This is a genomic window from Bradyrhizobium sp. USDA 4541 (assembly GCF_024171085.1).
Taxonomy (GTDB): domain Bacteria; phylum Pseudomonadota; class Alphaproteobacteria; order Rhizobiales; family Xanthobacteraceae; genus Bradyrhizobium; species Bradyrhizobium australafricanum.
This window is the reverse complement of the sequence record NZ_JALJZF010000001.1, coordinates 2,475,129-2,492,556: the sequence shown is the minus strand read 5'-3', so window position 1 is coordinate 2,492,556 and position 17,428 is coordinate 2,475,129. Positions and strand designations below refer to the sequence as shown.

15 protein-coding genes and 2 pseudogenes are annotated in these 17,428 nt (G+C 65.6%); 9 read left to right on the top strand and 8 right to left on the bottom strand.

Annotated features, from left to right (window positions below):
- The first annotated feature begins 3 nt into the window (after positions 1–3).
- A complete protein-coding gene (locus J2R80_RS11590) occupies positions 4–387 on the top strand; it encodes a tautomerase family protein (RefSeq protein ID WP_076827425.1) in 384 nt (127 codons plus the stop codon).
- Positions 384–1,595 (top strand): pyridoxal phosphate-dependent aminotransferase, encoded by a 1,212-nt coding sequence (locus J2R80_RS11585; protein WP_253588804.1) that lies wholly within the window; start codon positions 384–386, stop codon positions 1,593–1,595. Before J2R80_RS11590 ends, J2R80_RS11585 begins: the two co-directional genes overlap by 4 nt.
- A 133-nt stretch (positions 1,596–1,728) precedes the next feature.
- On the opposite strand, the gene J2R80_RS11580 is transcribed toward J2R80_RS11585, so the two are convergent.
- The 5 genes from J2R80_RS11580 to J2R80_RS11560 all read right to left on the bottom strand — a co-directional run bounded on the left by J2R80_RS11580 (position 1,729) and on the right by J2R80_RS11560 (position 5,522).
- On the bottom strand, positions 1,729–2,610 hold the full coding sequence (locus J2R80_RS11580; protein WP_076827506.1) for a 3-hydroxybutyryl-CoA dehydrogenase: 882 nt from the start codon (positions 2,608–2,610) through the stop codon (positions 1,729–1,731).
- A gap of 248 nt (positions 2,611–2,858) precedes the next feature.
- Complete coding sequence (locus J2R80_RS11575; RefSeq protein ID WP_141340063.1) at positions 2,859–3,809, bottom strand: electron transfer flavoprotein subunit alpha/FixB family protein; 951 nt, start codon at positions 3,807–3,809, stop codon at positions 2,859–2,861.
- Positions 3,809–4,558: an electron transfer flavoprotein subunit beta/FixA family protein gene (locus J2R80_RS11570; protein ID WP_016845285.1), complete on the bottom strand. Its 750-nt coding sequence runs from the start codon at positions 4,556–4,558 to the stop codon at positions 3,809–3,811. Before J2R80_RS11570 ends, J2R80_RS11575 begins: the two co-directional genes overlap by 1 nt.
- Before the next feature lie 117 nt (positions 4,559–4,675).
- Positions 4,676–5,248 carry a cob(I)yrinic acid a,c-diamide adenosyltransferase gene (locus tag J2R80_RS11565; RefSeq protein ID WP_076827419.1) on the bottom strand — a complete coding sequence of 191 codons (573 nt, stop codon included), beginning with the start codon at positions 5,246–5,248 and terminating at the stop codon, positions 4,676–4,678.
- A gap of 79 nt (positions 5,249–5,327) precedes the next feature.
- A complete protein-coding gene (locus tag J2R80_RS11560) occupies positions 5,328–5,522 on the bottom strand; it encodes a twin transmembrane helix small protein (protein ID WP_028340366.1) in 195 nt (64 codons plus the stop codon).
- 166 nt (positions 5,523–5,688) lie between these two features.
- Between J2R80_RS11560 and J2R80_RS11555 the strand changes: the two genes are divergently transcribed.
- On the top strand, positions 5,689–6,549 hold the full coding sequence (locus tag J2R80_RS11555) for a YihY/virulence factor BrkB family protein (protein ID WP_371852129.1): 861 nt from the start codon (positions 5,689–5,691) through the stop codon (positions 6,547–6,549).
- On the opposite strand, the gene J2R80_RS11550 is transcribed toward J2R80_RS11555, so the two are convergent.
- Together J2R80_RS11550 and gluQRS are read right to left on the bottom strand one after the other, a co-directional pair.
- Positions 6,476–7,807, bottom strand: a complete 1,332-nt coding sequence (locus tag J2R80_RS11550) for an ATP-binding protein (RefSeq protein WP_076827504.1) — start codon at positions 7,805–7,807, stop codon at positions 6,476–6,478. The genes J2R80_RS11555 and J2R80_RS11550 overlap by 74 nt on opposite strands.
- Positions 7,808–7,922: 115 nt before the next feature.
- Positions 7,923–8,792, bottom strand: coding sequence for a tRNA glutamyl-Q(34) synthetase GluQRS (gluQRS, locus tag J2R80_RS11545; RefSeq protein ID WP_076827417.1), 870 nt, complete (start codon positions 8,790–8,792; stop codon positions 7,923–7,925).
- A gap of 132 nt (positions 8,793–8,924) precedes the next feature.
- Here gluQRS and J2R80_RS11540 point away from each other — a divergent pair, with 132 nt between their 5' ends.
- Both J2R80_RS11540 and J2R80_RS11535 read left to right on the top strand, forming a co-directional pair.
- Positions 8,925–9,578 (top strand): DNA-3-methyladenine glycosylase, encoded by a 654-nt coding sequence (locus J2R80_RS11540; protein ID WP_229193514.1) that lies wholly within the window; start codon positions 8,925–8,927, stop codon positions 9,576–9,578.
- Between the two features lie 166 nt (positions 9,579–9,744).
- Positions 9,745–11,307: a glycosyl hydrolase family 17 protein gene (locus J2R80_RS11535; RefSeq protein ID WP_229193515.1), complete on the top strand. Its 1,563-nt coding sequence runs from the start codon at positions 9,745–9,747 to the stop codon at positions 11,305–11,307.
- Positions 11,308–11,418: 111 nt separating this feature from the next.
- On the opposite strand, the gene J2R80_RS11530 is transcribed toward J2R80_RS11535, so the two are convergent.
- Positions 11,419–12,306 (bottom strand): LysR family transcriptional regulator, encoded by an 888-nt coding sequence (locus J2R80_RS11530; protein WP_057017747.1) that lies wholly within the window; start codon positions 12,304–12,306, stop codon positions 11,419–11,421.
- Between the two features lie 179 nt (positions 12,307–12,485).
- Between J2R80_RS11530 and J2R80_RS11525 the strand changes: the two genes are divergently transcribed.
- The 4 genes and pseudogenes from J2R80_RS11525 (at position 12,486) to J2R80_RS11510 (ending at position 17,389) form a co-directional block, all read left to right on the top strand.
- Positions 12,486–13,457: a nitronate monooxygenase family protein gene (locus J2R80_RS11525; RefSeq protein WP_253588802.1), complete on the top strand. Its 972-nt coding sequence runs from the start codon at positions 12,486–12,488 to the stop codon at positions 13,455–13,457.
- A 29-nt stretch (positions 13,458–13,486) separates the two neighbouring features.
- The gene (locus tag J2R80_RS11520; RefSeq protein WP_229190368.1) at positions 13,487–14,677 is read left to right on the top strand and encodes an ABC transporter substrate-binding protein; all 1,191 of its coding nucleotides are present in this window, start codon (positions 13,487–13,489) and stop codon (positions 14,675–14,677) included.
- A 15-nt stretch (positions 14,678–14,692) separates the two neighbouring features.
- Positions 14,693–16,209: pseudogene (locus J2R80_RS11515) on the top strand (acyl-CoA synthetase).
- 104 nt (positions 16,210–16,313) lie between these two features.
- A pseudogene (locus tag J2R80_RS11510) lies at positions 16,314–17,389 on the top strand (DUF2855 family protein).
- Positions 17,390–17,428 lie beyond the last annotated feature (39 nt).

The window sequence follows — 17,428 nt, the reverse complement described above, 5'->3', positions numbered from 1 at the left end:
ATCATGCCGCTGACCCGCGTTTCATTGCGACGGGGCAAGCCCGCCGCCTACCGCAAGGCCGTTCTTGAAAGCCTTTATCGCGCCATGCGCGAGACCTTCGACGTGCCGGAAGGCGATCGCTTCATGACAATCTCCGAGCACGATGACGATGATTTCCTCTATGGTGCCGACTATCTCGGCATCAGGCGCAGCGATGATCTGATCATCATCCAGATTACTGTCAGCAATACCCGCCCGGTGGCGCAGAAGCAGAAGCTCTATCGACGGATCGCGGAACGGCTGACCGAAAGCCCCGGCCTGCGCGCCGAGGACATCTTCATCAACCTTGTCGAGGTGCTCCCCGAGAACTGGTCGTTCGGCAACGGTGAGGCGCAATACGTCCGATGACCGCTGCACCGCTTCTCTCACCGCGCATGAGCGGCATCACGGCATCGCCCGCATCAGTGCTGCGCCGCCGCGCCCGCGAACTGCGAGCTGCCGGGCGCGACATCATCGAGCTGTCGTCGGGCAATCTGGACTTCCCGACACCGGACCATGTGATCGCAGCGGCGCATGCAGCCGCATTGCGCGGCGAAACCCGTTACACCGATGTCGACGGCACGCCGGAACTGAAGCGGGCGGTGCAGGCCGCGCTGCTGCGCGACCATCATCTCGACTACGGCCCGGACGAGATCGTCATCACCAACGGCTCGACGCAGGCGCTGTTCAACGCGCTGCTGGCGACCCTGGCGCCCGACGACGAGGTCATCATCCCCGCGCCCTATTGGGCGCCCTATCTCGATCAGGTACGGCTGGCCGGCGCGGCGCCGGTGGTGGTGCCGTGCGCGCAGAACAACGGCTTCAAGCTGCGCGCGGAGGATTTGCAGGCGGCGATCTCGGCGCGAACCCGCTGGATCATCGTCAACAATCCGGTCAACCCATCCGGCGCGCTGTATTCGCGTGATGATCTGTCCGAGATCGCCACGGTCCTGCTGCGGCATCCGGAAATCCGGGTGCTGGCCGACGGGCTCTACGAGCACATCGTGTTCAACGGATCTCCGGCGCCGACGCTTGCGGAAATCGAGCCGCGCCTGAAGCCGCGGACGCTGACCGTCAGTGGCCTCGCCAAGAGCTACGCCATGATGGGATGGCGCATCGGCTATGCCGCCGGACCCGCGGCGCTGATCCGCGCGATGATCACGATCCAGTCGCAGACCACGTCCGGCGCGTCGTCGATCAGCCAGGCCGCGGCAATTGCCGCGCTCGACGGCGCGCAGGATGTGCTGCTTGCGCGTGCCGCCATCCTGCGCGCCAAGCGTGACCGCTTTGCCGAACTCGTGAACGAATGCGCCGGGCTGTCCTGCACACCGCCGGAAGGCACGTTCTATCTGCTGGTCGCCTGCGCCGGCATAATCGGCAAGCGCGCGCCCGACGGCAGAGTGATCCGGACCGACCGCGATTTCTCGGCCTATCTGCTCGAGGCGGCCGACGTGGCAGTGTTTCCCGGCGAGGATCTCGGGCTGTCGCCCTATATCCGCCTCAGCTTCGCCAACCCGTCATCGACCATCGAGGAGGCCGCAAGGCGGCTGAAGCGCGCCTGCGCGGCACTGCAATGACGCCTCACGGACGGACCCCGCGCCTCGCGCTGACAGCACATCTGCTCGGACTTGGAACGGGTGTGACGATGATTGTCGGTCTGGTGCCCGCGACGCTTGCGCTGCTGCGGGCACTGATCTGAAGACGCGACGATTACCGCGTCGGGATCGGCTTGTCGCCGCGATAGTCGTAGAAGCCGCGCTGGCTCTTGCGTCCGAGCCAACCGGCCTCGACATACTTCACCAGCAGCGGACACGGCCGGTACTTGGAGTCGGCCAGCCCCTCGTGCAGCACCTGCATGATCGACAGACAGGTGTCGAGGCCGATGAAATCGGCGAGCTCGAGCGGGCCCATCGGATGGTGCGCGCCGAGCTTCATCGCGGCATCGATCGCCTCGACGTTACCGACGCCTTCATACAGCGTGTAGATCGCCTCGTTGATCATCGGCAACAGGATGCGGTTGACGATGAAGGCGGGGAAATCTTCCGACACCGCGACCTGTTTGCCGAGCTTGGCGACGAACGCCTTGGCGGTGTCGAAGGTCATGTCGTCGGTGGCGATGCCGCGGATCAACTCGACCAGTTCCATCGCCGGCACCGGATTCATGAAATGAATGCCGATGAACTTCTCCGGGCGGTCGGTCGAGGCGGCGAGCCTTGTGATCGAGATCGACGACGAGTTGGTCGCGACGATCGCCTCCGGCTTCAGTACCGCACAGACCTCGTGGAAGATCTTGCGCTTGGTCTCTTCCTTCTCGATCGCGGTCTCGATCACGAGATCGCAATCGGCGAGCGCGTCGAGCGACTCGGCGGAGGCGATGCGGTCGAGCGCCTGCTTGCGGTCGCTCTCGCTGATCGCCTTCTTCGCGACCTGCCGGGTCAGATTGCCGTTGATGGTCGCCAGCGCCGACTTCAGCCGGTCGCCGGACACGTCATTGAGCACCACGTCGAAGCCGGCCAGCGCCGCCACATGGGCAATGCCATTGCCCATCTGGCCCGAACCGATCACGCCGACCTTTTTGATTGCCACCGTCATCTTGTCATCCACCGGAACGGCGCGCACATCGCGCCTGCCCAATTCCAACGATACCCGAAGTAAAGCCTTCCGGGTTGCCCAATCCGCCGGAAAACGTTTCCCGGGACCATGATGTGATGACAGGTCATCATACCCGGGTCCCATTTTCCCCCGTCGAGCACGATCCTTTCGGAAAAACGTTTCCGGATCATTGCCTCGAAAATAATAACACCGGCCGGAGCTTACCCACCCGGCCGGTGTCTTGTCGCTTACTTTCCGAGCTTGCCGAGCGCTTCGGTGAGCTCCGGAACCGCCTGGTAGAGGTCGGCGACCAGGCCGTAATCGGCGACCTGGAAGATCGGCGCGTCCTCATCCTTGTTGATGGCGACGATCACCTTGGAGTCCTTCATGCCGGCCAGATGCTGGATCGCGCCGGAGATGCCGACCGCGACATAAAGTTCCGGAGCCACCACCTTGCCGGTCTGGCCGACCTGCCAGTCGTTCGGCGCATAGCCGGCATCGACCGCGGCGCGCGAGGCGCCGACGCCGGCGCCGAGCTTGTCGGCGAGCGGCTCGATGTACTTGGCGAAGTTCTCGCGGCTCTGCATGGCGCGGCCGCCCGAGACGATGATCTTGGCCGAGGTCAGCTCGGGACGGTCGCTCTTGGCGACTTCCTCGCCGACGAACGTCGACAGGCCGGGATCGGCGGCCGCAGCGGCGTTATCGATCGCAGCGCTGCCGCCTTCGCCGGCGGCGGCGAAGGTCGAGGTGCGCACCGTAATCACCTTCTTGGCGTCCTTCGACTTCACGGTCTGGATCGCGTTGCCGGCATAGATCGGCCGCTCGAAGGTGTCGGGGGCGACGACCTTGATGATCTCGGAGACCTGCATGACGTCGAGCAAGGCCGCGACGCGCGGCATCACATTCTTGAAGCGCGAGGTCGCGGGCGCGACGAACGCGTCATAGCTAGGAGCCAGCGCGACGATCAGCGCGGCCAGCGGCTCGGCAAGGTCGTGTTCATAGGCCGGGCCTTCGGCCACCAGCACCTTGGTGACGCCGGCAAGCTTGGCGGCTGCTTCCGCCGCCGCCTTGGTGCCCTGGCCGCCACCGGCAACCAGCACATGGACATCGCCGCCGAGCTGGCTCGCCGCGGTCAGCGCCTTGTTGGTCGCGTCCTTCAGCGTCTCGTGGTCGTGTTCAGCAATCAACAGCGTCGTCATCAGAGAACCCCGGCTTCGGTCTTGAGCTTGTTCACGAGTTCGGCGACGTCCTTGACCTTGACGCCCGCCTTGCGGCCTGCCGGTTCCGCGGTCTTCAGCACTTCCAGACGCGGCGTCACATCGACGCCGTAGTCAGCGACGCTCTTGTCGTCGATCGGCTTCTTCTTCGCCTTCATGATGTTGGGCAGCGACGCATAGCGCGGCTCGTTCAGGCGCAGGTCGGTGGTGACGATCGCCGGGCCCTTGAGCTTGATGGTCTGCAGGCCGCCGTCGACTTCGCGGGTGACCTTGAAGTCGGATCCTTCGACCTCGAGCTTGGAGGCGAAGGTCGCCTGCGACCAGCCGAGCAGCGCGGCCAGCATCTGGCCGGTCTGGTTCGAGTCGTCGTCGATCGCCTGCTTGCCGAGAATGACGAGGCCGGGCTGCTCCGCCTCGACCACCGCCTTCAGGATCTTGGCAACCGCGAGCGGTTCGACATTGCCTTCGGCCTTGACCAGGATGCCGCGGTCGGCACCCATCGCAAGTCCGGTGCGAATGGTCTCGGAGGCCTGCGCGGGTCCGATCGACACCACCACCACTTCGGTCGCCTTGCCGGCTTCTTTCAGCCGCAGCGCTTCCTCGACGGCGATTTCGTCGAACGGGTTCATCGACATCTTGACGTTGGCGAGCTCCACGCCCGTCCCGTCACTCTTGACGCGGACCTTGACGTTGTAGTCGACGACCCGCTTTACCGGCACAAGAACCTTCATCGATCCTCTTTCGCTTTGATTTTATGGGTTTCGGTTGGCTGGCGCGGAACCTAAAGGTCCCGTTTCTCCCGGTCAACGCGCCAAAGCCAAAAAACCGTCCCCCGGTTTTGAACCAGTTTAGCGGTTCTGGCCCGGCACCCACAACACGTCTCCCGCTCCCTTACTGTTCTGGAAGCGGCTGGCAACGAACAGGAAATCCGACAGCCGGTTCATATACTGGATGCCAGCCTGATTGACCGGCTCGTCGGGTTGGGCGGCGAGTTCCACCATCATCCGTTCCGCGCGGCGACATATCGTCCGGGCGAGATGCAGATAGGCAGAGGCAGGCGTGCCGCCGGGCAGCACGAACGAGGTTAGCGGCGCGAGCAGGTCGTTCAGGCTGTCGATATCGCGCTCGAGCCGCTCGACCTGGCTTGCCAGCATCCGCAGACGTTCGGCCTTGCCCTCGCGTTCGGGCACCGCGAGGTCGGCGCCGAGATCGAACAGATCGTTCTGGATCCGGCCCAGCATCGCATCGACCTCGGGGCTGCCGGCAAGGTGCAGCCGCACCACGCCGATCGCGGCATTGGTCTCGTCGACAGTGCCATAGGCGGCAATGCGCAGATCGTATTTCGGCCGCCTCTCGCCGGAGCCGAGCGCGGTGGTGCCGTCATCGCCGGTGCGCGTGTAGATCCGATTGAGAACAACCATGGCAGGCTCCGGTGTTCGATGTTCGAGTCCACCACTCCGATCGGGAGAGGTGGAGAATAGCCCGACAAATCTACCTCACCTAGCGCCCCATCGCCCAGACCGCGAGCATCGCGATGACAATGGCGACGAACTGCAGCAGCACGCGCAGCCGCATCAGCTTTTGCGACGTGTTCGGCGAGCCGCCCTTCATCATGTTGATGAGGCCGAGCAGGAGCACCAGCGCGACGGCGCCGACGGCGATGGGAAGAATGATCGTGCTGAGGAGAGATGTCATTTGCGGTACATAACACCGCAGGACGCGGACTTCCACACAGCCCGGCCATGCAACCAACTGGCTTTTCAGCGCGTAATATCAGATGCTGGGTCGGTTCTCGGGCCGAGCGGTTTTCGACAATGCCGGGTGGAATGTGAAGCAGCTTCGTTACGTCACCCACGTCGTGATGGATGCCTTTTACACGTTCCTCGCCGACGACGGCTGGGCGATCGCGAGCCACATCGCGCTGTCGACGCTGATGGCGCTGTTTCCGTTCCTGATCGTGCTGACCTCGGTGGCCGGCTTCTTCGGCTCCAAGCAACTCGCCGACCAGGCGGTCGGGCTGATGCTGCAGGTCTGGCCGCGGCAGGTCGCCGAGGCGCTGTCCGGCCAGATCCACGACGTGCTGACCAACACCCGCGGCGATATCCTGACCATCGGCGCGGTGCTCGCGGTCTACTTCGCCTCCAACGGCGTCGAGGCGCTGCGGGTGGCGCTGAACCGTGCCTACGCCGTGATCGAGCCGCGGCGCTGGTACTGGCTGCGGCTGGAGTCGATCGGCTACACGCTGGTCGCGGCGTTCACCTCGCTCGCGATGGCTTTCCTGATCGTGCTCGGACCGCTGATCATCGAGGCGGCGCGGCGCTATATCCCGTTCTTCGTCGAATCGAACGAGAGCCTGCTCAACACCGCCCGTTACGGCGTCACGATCCTGGCGCTGGTCGTCGCGCTTTTCATCCTGCACGCCTGGCTGCCGGCGGGCCGTCGCAGCTTCACGCAAATCCTGCCCGGCATCATCTTCACCATGGTGGCCTCGCTGCTCTCGGGCATCGGCTTCGGCATGTACCTCGCACGCTTCGCCAACAACTACGTCACGATGTATGCGGGGCTGGCCTCGGTGGTGATCGCACTGGTGTTCCTGTATTTCATCGCCGCGATCTTCGTGTTCGGCGGCGAGTTGAACGCGGCGATCATCAAGTCGCGGTTGCCACACGGCGTGTCGCTTCATGCAGCGCAGTCGCGAGCGCCCGCGGGGACACAGGCTTGACCAGGAAGCCGTCTGCGCCGGCAGCGCGCGCCGCGGCTTCGTCCTCGGCCCGGCCGGAAATCCCGACAATCATGATGCGACCGTGCGGCGGCGGCAGCGCGCGGATGCGTTTGATCGCCTCGATGCCGCCGATGCCGGGCAGCACCATGTCCATCAGCACGGCGTCGAAGGCGCCCTGCGCGAGCCGGTCGGGCGCGGCCTCGCCCTGACCGACGAATTCGGCGTGGTGGCCGAGCTCGGTCAGGATCGTGTTGAGCACGACGCGGCCGAACGGATTGTCCTCGACACTGAGCAGCCGCAGCCCTTGCGACAGCAGCGCCGCCGCGCTCTCGCCGGAGGCGGTGCCGGCCGGCCCTTCGGCGGGCGCCAGTTCCACCTTGAGCGTGAAGGTGGTGCCCCCGCCGGCGCGCCGGTCCGCGACGATGTCGCCGCCCATGGCGCGCGCGAGCTGCCTGACGGACGACAGGCCGAGCCCGGCGCCGCCGAACCGCGCGGCGATCGAGACGTTGGCCTGCGAGAACGGCCGGAACAGGCGCTTCACCTCCGATAGCGTCAGGCCGATCCCGCTGTCGGAGATCGCGAACGCGACGCCGATCTTGTCGCCCGACCTTGCCTTGACCATGCCCACCGGCACGATACGCAGCTCGATGCTACCCTGCTCGGTGAACTTCACCGCGTTGTCGATCAGATTTTCCAGCGCCGCGCGCAGACGGACGGGATCGCCGACCGCGAAGGCAGGCAACTGGTCGGAGACCTCGACGGAAGCCTGCAGCCCCTTGGCCGCCGCGCGGCCGGCGAGCGAATCCGCTGCGTGACGCGCCAGCGTGCGCAGGTCGAAGAAATCCTGCCGGATCTCGAGCCCCGGCCCCTCGCTCCGGGCGGCGTCGACGAACAGGGTCGCAAGGCTCGCCAGATGTTCGGCGCCGGCCTTGATGGTGTCGACCCAGCGCCGCTCGCGCTCGCCGAGATCGGATGTCGCGAGCAGATTGCTGATCGCAAGGATTCCGGTGAGCGGCGTCCGCACCTCATGGGCAAAGGCGGCAAGCGCGGCATCGACCATGCCGGGACCGGCCTTCGGGGCCGGCTTGGGCACGGCCCGCTTGCGGCGCGGCCTGGCCGCCACCTTGGCGGCGCGGGCCTTGGCAGTTCGTGTTTTGGCAGTTCGTGTCTTGGCAGCACGCGGTTTGGCGGCGCGCGCCTTCGGCGGCGTCCTTTTGGATGGCCGCTTGCTGCGCCGTGCGCGCGATTTTGACGCCATGGTCTCCGTGATCCCCACCCCGGTCAACAACATGGCATGCCAGGCGTGCCGGAGTCACGGCGACGTTTACGGCGCGCCCGCGCAAAACGCCATCATGCGATCAATTGGCCAGAATCTACGGCAAGCCGACCAGGCGGCGGATATCGGCCGGGCTCGCCCCAGCCGCCCGCAATTCGCGCAGTCCGGTCGCCTGGGTCGATTTCGACAGCTTTTGGCCGGCCGCGTCTCGGATCAGCCGGTGGTGCCGGTAGTTTGGCGCGGGCAGGCCGAGCAGTTCCTGCAACAGCCGATGCACGCTGGTCGACCAGAACAGGTCAACGCCCCTGACGACATCGGTAACGCCCTGCAGGGCGTCATCGATCACGACCGAGAGATGGTAGCTGGTTGGGGTCTCCTTGCGCGCCAGGATCACGTCGCCCCAGGCCTCAGGCCGGGCCACGACGTCTCCGCTCTCGCCAGCCGGCCCCTCGCCCGCTTCCAGCCAACGCAGCTCACCGGCGCGCGCGCGGGCTGAGGCCATGTCGAGCCGCAACGCGAACGGCACACCCTGCCCGATCAGCCGGTCGCGCGCCGCGGCCGACAGCGATTTGGCCAGCCCCGGATAAAGCGGCGCGCCGTCCGGATCGCGCGGCCACGCGCCGCCGGCCTCGCGCTCCGCGACCAGCCGCGCGATCTCGGCCCGGCTTTCGAAGCTCGGGTAGACCAGCCGCTGGGCCGACAGGCGGTCGAGCGCCGCGCCATAGGCGCCGAAATGCTCGGACTGCCGCCGCACCGGGGTCTCCCAGGCGATGCCGAGCCAGGCCAGATCCTCATAAATCGCCTGCTCGAATTCCGGCCGGCAGCGCGTCGCGTCGATGTCCTCGATCCGCAGCAGCAAGCGTCCGCCCGACTGCCGCGCGAGGTCGTGGTTGAGCAGCGCCGAATAGGCGTGGCCGAGATGCAGGTAGCCGTTCGGACTTGGCGCGAAGCGGAAAACGGGTGGCATGGTCATCGGTCACGCATCATTGCCGGGCTTGCCCGGCGTCTCTGGTTCATGCGCCCGGACAAGACTCTGTTACGATAGGAGATCGATGCGCGGGTCAAGCCTGCGCCTGACAAGCCGGTGCAGACCCCGCAAATGCTGATTCACCTCGAAACCCAGGCCGACCTCGACGACGCGATCCACAAACTGGTCGACCAGGACCGCCGCCTGCGCCCGATCCTGGAGCTGACCGGCATGCCGGCGATCCGGCAGCGCGAGCCCGGATTTGCCGGGCTTGCCGCGATCATCTGCGGCCAGCAGCTCTCGACCGCGAGTGCGGCGGCGATCTGGGGGCGCGTCAGCACGGCGTTCGACCCGTTCCACCATGACGCGATCCGCAAGGCGCGGGCCGACCGGCTCGGCCGGCTCGGGCTGTCGGCGGCCAAGATCAAGACGCTGAAGCACATCGCGCGCGAGCTCGCCGAGGAGCGGCTGAACCTCGACGTCCTTGCCAATGAGGAGGCCGATGCGGCGCACAACACGCTGACGGCGCTGCCCGGGATCGGCCCGTGGACCGCCGATGTCTATCTGCTGTTCTGCCTCGGCCATGGCGATGCCTGGCCCGCGGGCGACCTCGCCGTGCAGGAAGCGGTCAAGGTCGGGCTCGGCTTGAAGGATCGGCCGACGCCGAAGCAGATGGCGCCGCTTGCGGAGCCGTGGCGTCCGCTGCGCGGCGCCGCAGCGCATCTGTGGTGGGCATATTATCGCGTGCTCAGAAATCGCGAGGGCGTGATCGCCGGTGCAAAGTAGTCGTGGAGAAAAACACACCAACTGCGTGATCGCGTGATATAGAATCAGCAGACATATAGTTTTTCAATTTGCCGGCCTCGCCCATTTTGCACGCGCAGCACGTCCTTATTGCAAGGAGACGGACCTGATTTCTTTCCGTATCCCGCTGACGCTTCTCTCGTTATCCCTGGGCGCGATCGCCGCGGCGTGGTGGTGGCTCGGCATCCCGGTCGACCTGCCGCGCGCGCCGATCGATCCGAACGACAAGGTGCAATGCATCTCGTACGCGCCGTTCCGTAACAATCAGACATCGCTTTCGCCGGCGACGCAGGTCTCGCCGGAACAGATCGCGGAAGACCTCGCGCAACTCGCGAAGATATCCGACTGCATCCGCACCTATGCGACCGATCTTGGTCTCGATCAGATTCCCGCACTCGCGGCCAAGGCGGGGCTGAAGGTCATCCAGGGCATCTTCCTCGATCGAGACCGCAAGAAGAATGCAACGCAGGTCGCCACCGCGATCCGCCTCGCCCAGGAATATCCGGAAACCATCATCGCGCTCGTGGTCGGCAACGAAGTCTTGCTACGCAAGGAAATGTCGGCTTCCGACCTTGCCGCCACGATCCGCTCGATCAAGGCGCAGGTCTCCGTGCCCGTCACCTATGCCGACGTCTGGGAATTCTGGCTGAGCAATCGCGAGCTTTCCGACGCCGTCGACTTCGTCACGGTTCACATCCTGCCCTATTGGGAAAATGTTCCAATCCGGGCGGAAGATGCCGCCGCTCACGCCGACGAGATGCGCCGGCAGATCGCCGCGGCTTTTCCAGGCAAGGAAATCTTTATCGGAGAGATCGGCTGGCCCAGCGAGGGGCGCATGCGCGAGTCCGCGCTGCCGTCCCGCATCAATCAGGCGCGAGTGGTTTCGGAGGTCCTCGACCTTGCCCGGCGCCAGCATTTCCGCGTCAACCTGTTCGAGGCCTATGATGAAGGCTGGAAGCGGGAGATCGAGGGCACGGTCGGCGGCTCCTGGGGCCTGTTCGATTCCGAGCAGCGCATGCCGAAATATCCGCCGGGCCAACCGGTCAGCAATTTTCCGCTCTGGAAGCTGCAAATGGTCAGCGGAATGGGCCTGGCGATCCTCGTCTTCGGCGCGGCATGGCTGACCTTGCGCCGCAAGCCGAGAAAGCCCGCATTCGCGTCATGGCTTGCGGTCGCGCTATCGGCGACCACGGCTGGAATCCTGTTTGGCGTCGCCGAGCAAAGATTGGTCTATGAAAGCTACGGAACGGGAGGCTGGCTTGTGTGGGGCTCGCTGCTGGTGGCGGCCACGGCTTCGCCGGTGTTGAGCGCCAACGCCCTGATGTCGGGCCGCGCACCGCCCAGCTTTTTCGAAGTGTTGGGTCCGAAGGGTCACCACACTGAATCGGTGCTGGCAACCCTGCACGGACTGGCCTTGATGATCACCGTCGTGATCGGCACGGCGACCGCAATCGGTCTCGTGTTCGACCCGCGCTTCATTGATTTCCCTTTCGCGCCTCTCACCATGGCGGCGGTGCCCTTTGCGGCCGTGACGCTGCTCAATCCTCCCACGAAGGGAATCCGCCCACTGGCGGAGTCGATCTTTGCCGGCATTTTCATTGCAACGGCGATCTACACAGGATTCAACGAAGGGGCGGAGAACTGGCAGTCGCTGTGGACCTGCGCGGCCTTTGTCCTGCTCGCGGTGACGCTGTTGCGGGCGCGTGCTTGACAACGCGACCTAGAGCGTTTCCCGTTCCGATGGAATCGGAACGGCGCTCTAGATTCTTGTTTTGACGCGTTTTCTTCACGCGAACCGGTATCCACTTCGCTCGAAAACGCTCTAGCCGCGCAGCCTGACGCGATCCTCGCGCGCGCAGTCGGTGACGAAGCCGATGACGGCGCGCACCGCGGGAAGCTCGACCAGATCGGGATGGGCGAGCAGCCAGAGATCGGAGAGGCTCGAGAGCTTTTGCGGCGCGACCCGCACCAGATCGGGGTAGTCGGCCCCGACCAGGCAGGACAGCGCGCAAATCCCGAGCCCAGCCCGCGCCGCTGCCAGCATGTCGCCCTGCGAGGAACAGCGCATCACCAGCGTGCCCTGCCGGGTGATGACGTCGCTCCAGCGCGCCAGATGCGCGTTCGAGGCCTGGTCGGCAAAGCCGATCACATGGTGGCCCCGCCACTCGTCCCGCCGCTCCGGCAGCTTGCGGCCTGCCGCATAGTCGCGGGAAGCGTAGAAGCCGGTGCCGAGCCGCCCGATCTTGCGCCCGATCAGGTTCTCCTCGCCCGCATCGACCGGCCGTAGCACCACGTCGGCCTCGCGGCGGCGCACGCTGGCCGGGAACGGATGGGTGATGATCTCGAGCTGGATGTTGGCGTGATCGCGCAGGAACGGGCCGAGGCGCGGCATCAGCCAGTGCGCGGCCAGCGTCGCGCCGATCGACAGCTTCACGACACCGCGCGCCTGCCCACCGGTGGCGGACGCGGCCGCCTCCGCGCGCAAGGCCGCCGCGGCCATCGCTTCGGCGTGCTCGCGGAATTTGCGGCCATGCGAGGTCAGCGACAGGCCGTCATTGGAACGCGCGAACAGGCGGGTGCCGAGTTGCTGCTCGAGCGCCGCGACGTTGCGGCCGACGGTGGGATGGCTGATGCGCAGCCGCCGTGCCGCCCCGGCAAGGCTGCGTGTCTCAGCCACCGCGACGAATGTCTTGCAAAGCTCCCAGTCCATGCCGCTCCCCTTCTTGCGACATCGTTCATTTCTGGTCGATCCGATGTTCAATATTGAACGTCATGACCGAGCCGTCCAGCCTTATATTGCCGCGCCAAGAGCGCCACCGCTCCAGCCATCACAATAAATCGCGATCCGCCCCGGCTGCCGGCCGGGCGACGCGCATGGAGGATCCGAAAATGACGCTGCCCGTTTCGCTCGCCAACAGGCTTGAACTGCCGGTCGTCGGCTCCCCGCTGTTCATCGTCTCGGGGCCCGAGCTCGTGATCGCGCAGTGCAAGGCCGGCATCGTCGGCTCGTTCCCGGCGCTGAACGCCCGCCCGGCCGAAAAGCTCGACGAATGGCTGACCCAGATCGAGAACGAGCTCGGCGAGTACCAGGCGCTGCATCCGGAAAAGAAGGTCGCACCCTACGCCGTCAACCAGATCTGCCACGCCTCCAACGACCGGCTGATGCGCGACATGGAAACCTGCGTGAAGCACAAGGTACCCGTGATCATCACCTCGCTGCGCCCGCCGTCCGAGATCGTCGAGGCCGCGCACTCCTATGGCGGCGTGGTGTTCCACGACGTCATCAACGTGAAGCACGCGCGCAAGGCCGCCGAGCAGGGCGTCGACGGCCTGATCCTGGTCTGCGCCGGCGCCGGCGGCCATGCCGGCACGCTGTCGCCGTTCGCGCTGGTGCGCGAGGTCAAGCAATGGTTCAACGGCACGATCCTGCTGTCGGGCGCGATCTCCGACGGCTGGAGCATCGCATCCGCGCTCGCGCTCGGCGCCGACCTCGCCTATATCGGCACCCGCTTCATCGCGACCGAGGAAGCCAACGCCGATATCAGGTACAAGCGGGCGCTGACTGAATACGCCGCGCACGACATCGTCTATTCGAACCTGTTCACCGGCGTGCACGGCAACTATCTCGGACCGTCGATCGCGGCGGCAGGGCTCGATCCGGGCAATCTGCCGGTAGCCGACAAATCCAGCATGAACTTCGGCTCCGGCGGCAACATGAAGGCCAAGGCCTGGCGCGACATCTGGGGCTCGGGCCAGGGCATCGGCCAGATCTCCGATGCCCCGCCGGTCGCCGAACTGGTGGCGCGGCTCAAGTCCGAGTTCGCCGCGGCGCGCAGCGAGTTTCTGCGCGCCAGCGCCTGACGCTGTTTCACAAAGTCCGGGAGTGAACCATGAAACGAGCGCAACACGCGCTGGCAGCCGCGCTTGCGGTCTGCGCGATCGCCGGCACGGCCGCCGCCGACAACGGCAACGAAGCGATCCGGATCGGCCAGACGCTGCCCTATAGCGGACCGGTCTCCGGCTTCGGCACCATCGGCCGCGCCCAGGAAGCGTTTTTCGCGAAGGTCAACGCGGAGGGCGGCATCAACGGCCGGCAGGTGAAATTCATCACGTTGGACGACGCCTATTCGCCGCCGAAGACCGTCGAGCAGACCCGCAAGCTGGTGGAGCAGGAGGAGGTGCTGATGATGTTCGGCTCGCTCGGAACCGCCACCAACAACGCCGTGCACCGCTATCTCAACAGCAAGAAGATCCCGCAATTGTTCGTGCTGAGCGGCGCGACCAAATGGGCCGACCCGAAGACCTATCCGTGGACCATGCCAGGCATGGCGTCCTACGAATCTGAGGGCGTGGTCTATGCCAAATATGTGCTGCAGGCCAAGCCCGACGCAAAGATCGCGATCCTTGCGCAGAACGACGATTTCGGCCGCGACTATGTCGCCGGCTTCAAGCGTGCGCTCGGCGGCAAGGCCGCGAGCATGATCGTCGCGGAAGCGAGCTACGAGACCTCAGCGCCCACCATCAGCTCGCAGCTCGCGACCCTGAAGGCGTCCGGTGCCGATGTGCTGTTCGGTGTCGTGCTCGGCAAGTTCACGCCGCAGATGATCAAGGGCGTGGCCGAGATCGGCTGGAAGCCGGACCTGTTCTTCGTGCCGACCTCCGCGTCGTCGATCTCGTTCCTGGAGCCCGCCGGGCTCGAGAACGCGGTCGGCCTGATCTCGTCCAGCAACCAGAAGGACACGATGGATGCGCAATGGGCCGATGATCCCGCCGTGAAGGACTATCTTGCCTTCATGAAGCAGTACCTGCCCAATGCGGACCTCAGCAACTCGAACTACTCGGCGGGCTATCATTATGCGACACTGCTGATGGCCGTGCTGAAGGCCTGCAAGAACGATTTCAGCCGCGAAAACATCATGCGCCAGGCGGCGTCATTGCGCGACGTTCCGCTGCCGCTATTGTTGCCGGGCATGACGGTATCGACCGGGCCGGACGACTACCTGCCGTTCCAGCAGTTGCGGCTGCGCCGGTTCAACGGCAAGAGCTGGATCAGCTTCGGCGAGATCCTGGACGATCGCTAGAAGACGAGGCGCGACATGATCATCAGCGGCGAAAGACAGATCAGCTACGGCGACATTCACGCCCGCATCGCGCGGGCGGCCAGCGGCTTCCGGGCGCTCGGCGTGCAGGGCGGCAAGCCGGTCGGCATGATGCTGCGCAACGATTTCGCGCTGTTCGAGGTGGTCGCGGCTTCGGCCGCGCTCGGCAGCCCGGTGGTGCCGATCAACTGGCATCTGAAGGCCGACGAGGTCGCCTACATCCTGTCCGACAGCGGCGCCGACACGCTGGTCTGCCACGCCGATCTGCTGCCGCAGATCCGCGACGGGCTACCGCCGGCAATCAAGCTGCTCGTGGTGACGACGCCGCCGGAGATTGCCGCGGCCTATGGCGTGGCGCCGGCGCTCACCCGCGTGCCCGACGGCACGACCGACTGGGACGTCTGGCGGGAGACGCACCAACCACTGACCGACGCACCGATCGGCGCGGCGCCGATGTTCTACACGTCGGGCACCACCGGACTGCCGAAGGGCGTCAAGCGCAAGCCGATGCGGCCCGAGCAGCAGGCGGCAGCCGCGCGGGTCGGTGCCATCACCTACGGCGTCAAGCCGAACGAGGATCAGGTGATCCTGATGAACGGCCCGATGTATCATTCGGCGCCGCACTCCTATGGAATGCTCGCGTTCCGCAACGGCTGCGTGATCGTGCTCGAGCCGCGCTTCGATCCGGAGGATCTGCTGCAACTGATCGAGCGCCACCATGTCACCCACATGCATATGGTGCCGACCATGTTCGTGCGGCTGCTGCGCCTGCCCGAGGAGACGCGGCGCCGCTACGACCTGTCGTCGCTGCGCTTCATCGTCCATGGCGCGGCGCCCTGCCCTGTCGACGTCAAGCGCGCGATGATCGAGTGGTGGGGACCGGTCATCAACGAATATCTCGGCTCGACCGAGACCGGCATCCCGGTCTGGCATTCGTCAGCCGAAGCGCTGGCCAAGCCCGGCACCGTCGGCCGCGCGATCGAGGGCGGCATCGTCAAGATCTTCCGGCCCGACGGGACGCAATGCGACCTCGGCGAGCCCGGCGAGATCTTCATCGTCAGACGTTGATCTCGGACTTCGACTATCACGGCAATGCCAAGGCGCGCGCCGAGGCCGATCACGACGGCCTGATCAGCGTCGGCGATGTCGGCTATCTCGACGCGGACGGCTATCTGTTCCTGTGCGACCGCAAGCGCGACATGGTGATCTCGGGCGGCGTCAACATCTATCCCGCCGAGATCGAGAATGCCCTTATCGGCATGGCAGGCGTCCGCGACTGCGCGGTGTTCGGCGTTCCCGACGACGAATACGGCGAGCGGCTGTTCGCCTGCGTCGAGCCGGAAGCCGGCGCGACCCTGTCGATCAGCGCGATCCAGGATTTTCTCCGCGGCAAGCTCGCCAACTTTAAGGTGCCCAAGGATATCCGCTTCATGGACGCGCTGCCGCGGGAAGCCACCGGCAAGATCTTCAAGCGCAAGCTGCGCGACCTCTACCGCGAAGGACAGCTTCGCTGAACGATGTAACGGCGAAGCGAACGGCGTTTGAAACTTAGTTGCTGTTGCAAAAGGCCGGCAATCGACGCAACGATGCCGGCGCATCGGAAGCTGGGATCATCGCCATGAACTCGACCGACTTCATCGTCATCCGCAACGACCTGCAACAGTGCAGGGTGATCGAGACGCAGTTGCCCGATGCCGCGGCGCTGCCGGCCGATGCGCTGCTGGTGAAGGTGACCCGCTTCGCCTTCACCGCCAACAACATCACCTACGCCGTGATCGGCGAGCAGCTGAAATACTGGCATCTGTTCCCGGCGCCCGAGGGCTACGGCATCATCCCGGTGTGGGGCTTTGGCGAGGTGCTGATCTCGAAACATCCGATGATCGCCGTCGGCGAAACGCTGTTCGGCTATCTCCCGATGGCGGCCCATCTGGTGATCGAGGCGGCCGACGTCAACAAGCGCGGCCTGCGCGATGGCGCGGCACACCGGCAGGAGGTCTCGCCGGTCTACAACGCCTATGCCCGCGTCTCCGGCGATCCGACCTATGCCGGCCAGCAGGGCGATTTCCGCGCACTGCTGCTGCCCTTGTTCATGCTGTCGTTCCTGGTCGACGACGCCCTCGCCGAGAATGCGTTCTACGGCGCACGCCGCGTCATCCTGTCGTCGGCCTCGAGCAAGACCGCGTTCGGCCTCGCCCATCTCGTGCACAAGCGGGGTATCCCCGTGATCGGGCTGACCTCCAAGGGCAATGTCGATTTCGTCAGCTCGCTCGGTTGCTATGACGAGGTCGTCACCTATGACCAGGTCGCCGCGATCCCGGCGGCCGAGCCGACAGCCTATGTCGACATGGCCGGCAACAGTGCGCTGCGCGAAAGTCTGCACCGGCACTTCGGCGCGCAGATGGTCTATTCCGGCCGGGTCGGGCTGACGCACCGTGCGAGCGAGCCGGAGGAGCCGACGCTGCCAGGCGCCAAGCCGGTCTCCCGGACCAGATCCGCAAGCGCGCCAAGGAATGGGGTCCCGGCGGCATCGACCAGCGTTTTGGCGCCGCATGGGCGGAGCTCGTGCCGCATCTGCCGAATTGGCTTGACGTGGTCGAGCGGCGCGGCCCGGCCGCGGTGCGCGAGGCCTATCTCGATACCCTGCAAGGCCGCGTTCCACCGGATCAAGGCCTGATCCTGTCGCTGGCCGAATAGGCGCTATCTCGTCGCGCCCTTTCTGCACGCCTTCGAATG

Excerpts from the sequence above, each read along its gene's own strand:
- J2R80_RS11550 (WP_076827504.1), bottom strand. The coding sequence starts at position 7,807 with ATGGCGTCAAAATCGCGCGCACGGCGCAGCAAGCGGCCATCCAAAAGG.
- J2R80_RS11520 (WP_229190368.1), top strand. The coding sequence starts at position 13,487 with ATGAAACGAGCGCAACACGCGCTGGCAGCCGCGCTTGCGGTCTGCGCG.
- J2R80_RS11540 (WP_229193514.1), top strand. The coding sequence starts at position 8,925 with ATGCTGATTCACCTCGAAACCCAGGCCGACCTCGACGACGCGATCCAC.
- J2R80_RS11580 (WP_076827506.1), bottom strand. The coding sequence starts at position 2,610 with ATGACGGTGGCAATCAAAAAGGTCGGCGTGATCGGTTCGGGCCAGATG.
- J2R80_RS11555 (WP_371852129.1), top strand. The coding sequence starts at position 5,689 with ATGGATGCCTTTTACACGTTCCTCGCCGACGACGGCTGGGCGATCGCG.
- J2R80_RS11565 (WP_076827419.1), bottom strand. The coding sequence starts at position 5,248 with ATGGTTGTTCTCAATCGGATCTACACGCGCACCGGCGATGACGGCACC.
- J2R80_RS11575 (WP_141340063.1), bottom strand. The coding sequence starts at position 3,809 with ATGACGACGCTGTTGATTGCTGAACACGACCACGAGACGCTGAAGGAC.
- J2R80_RS11570 (WP_016845285.1), bottom strand. The coding sequence starts at position 4,558 with ATGAAGGTTCTTGTGCCGGTAAAGCGGGTCGTCGACTACAACGTCAAG.
- J2R80_RS11590 (WP_076827425.1), top strand. The coding sequence starts at position 4 with ATGCCGCTGACCCGCGTTTCATTGCGACGGGGCAAGCCCGCCGCCTAC.
- J2R80_RS11525 (WP_253588802.1), top strand. The coding sequence starts at position 12,486 with ATGACGCTGCCCGTTTCGCTCGCCAACAGGCTTGAACTGCCGGTCGTC.
- J2R80_RS11560 (WP_028340366.1), bottom strand. The coding sequence starts at position 5,522 with ATGACATCTCTCCTCAGCACGATCATTCTTCCCATCGCCGTCGGCGCC.
- gluQRS (WP_076827417.1), bottom strand. The coding sequence starts at position 8,792 with ATGCCACCCGTTTTCCGCTTCGCGCCAAGTCCGAACGGCTACCTGCAT.
- J2R80_RS11530 (WP_057017747.1), bottom strand. The coding sequence starts at position 12,306 with ATGGACTGGGAGCTTTGCAAGACATTCGTCGCGGTGGCTGAGACACGC.
- J2R80_RS11585 (WP_253588804.1), top strand. The coding sequence starts at position 384 with ATGACCGCTGCACCGCTTCTCTCACCGCGCATGAGCGGCATCACGGCA.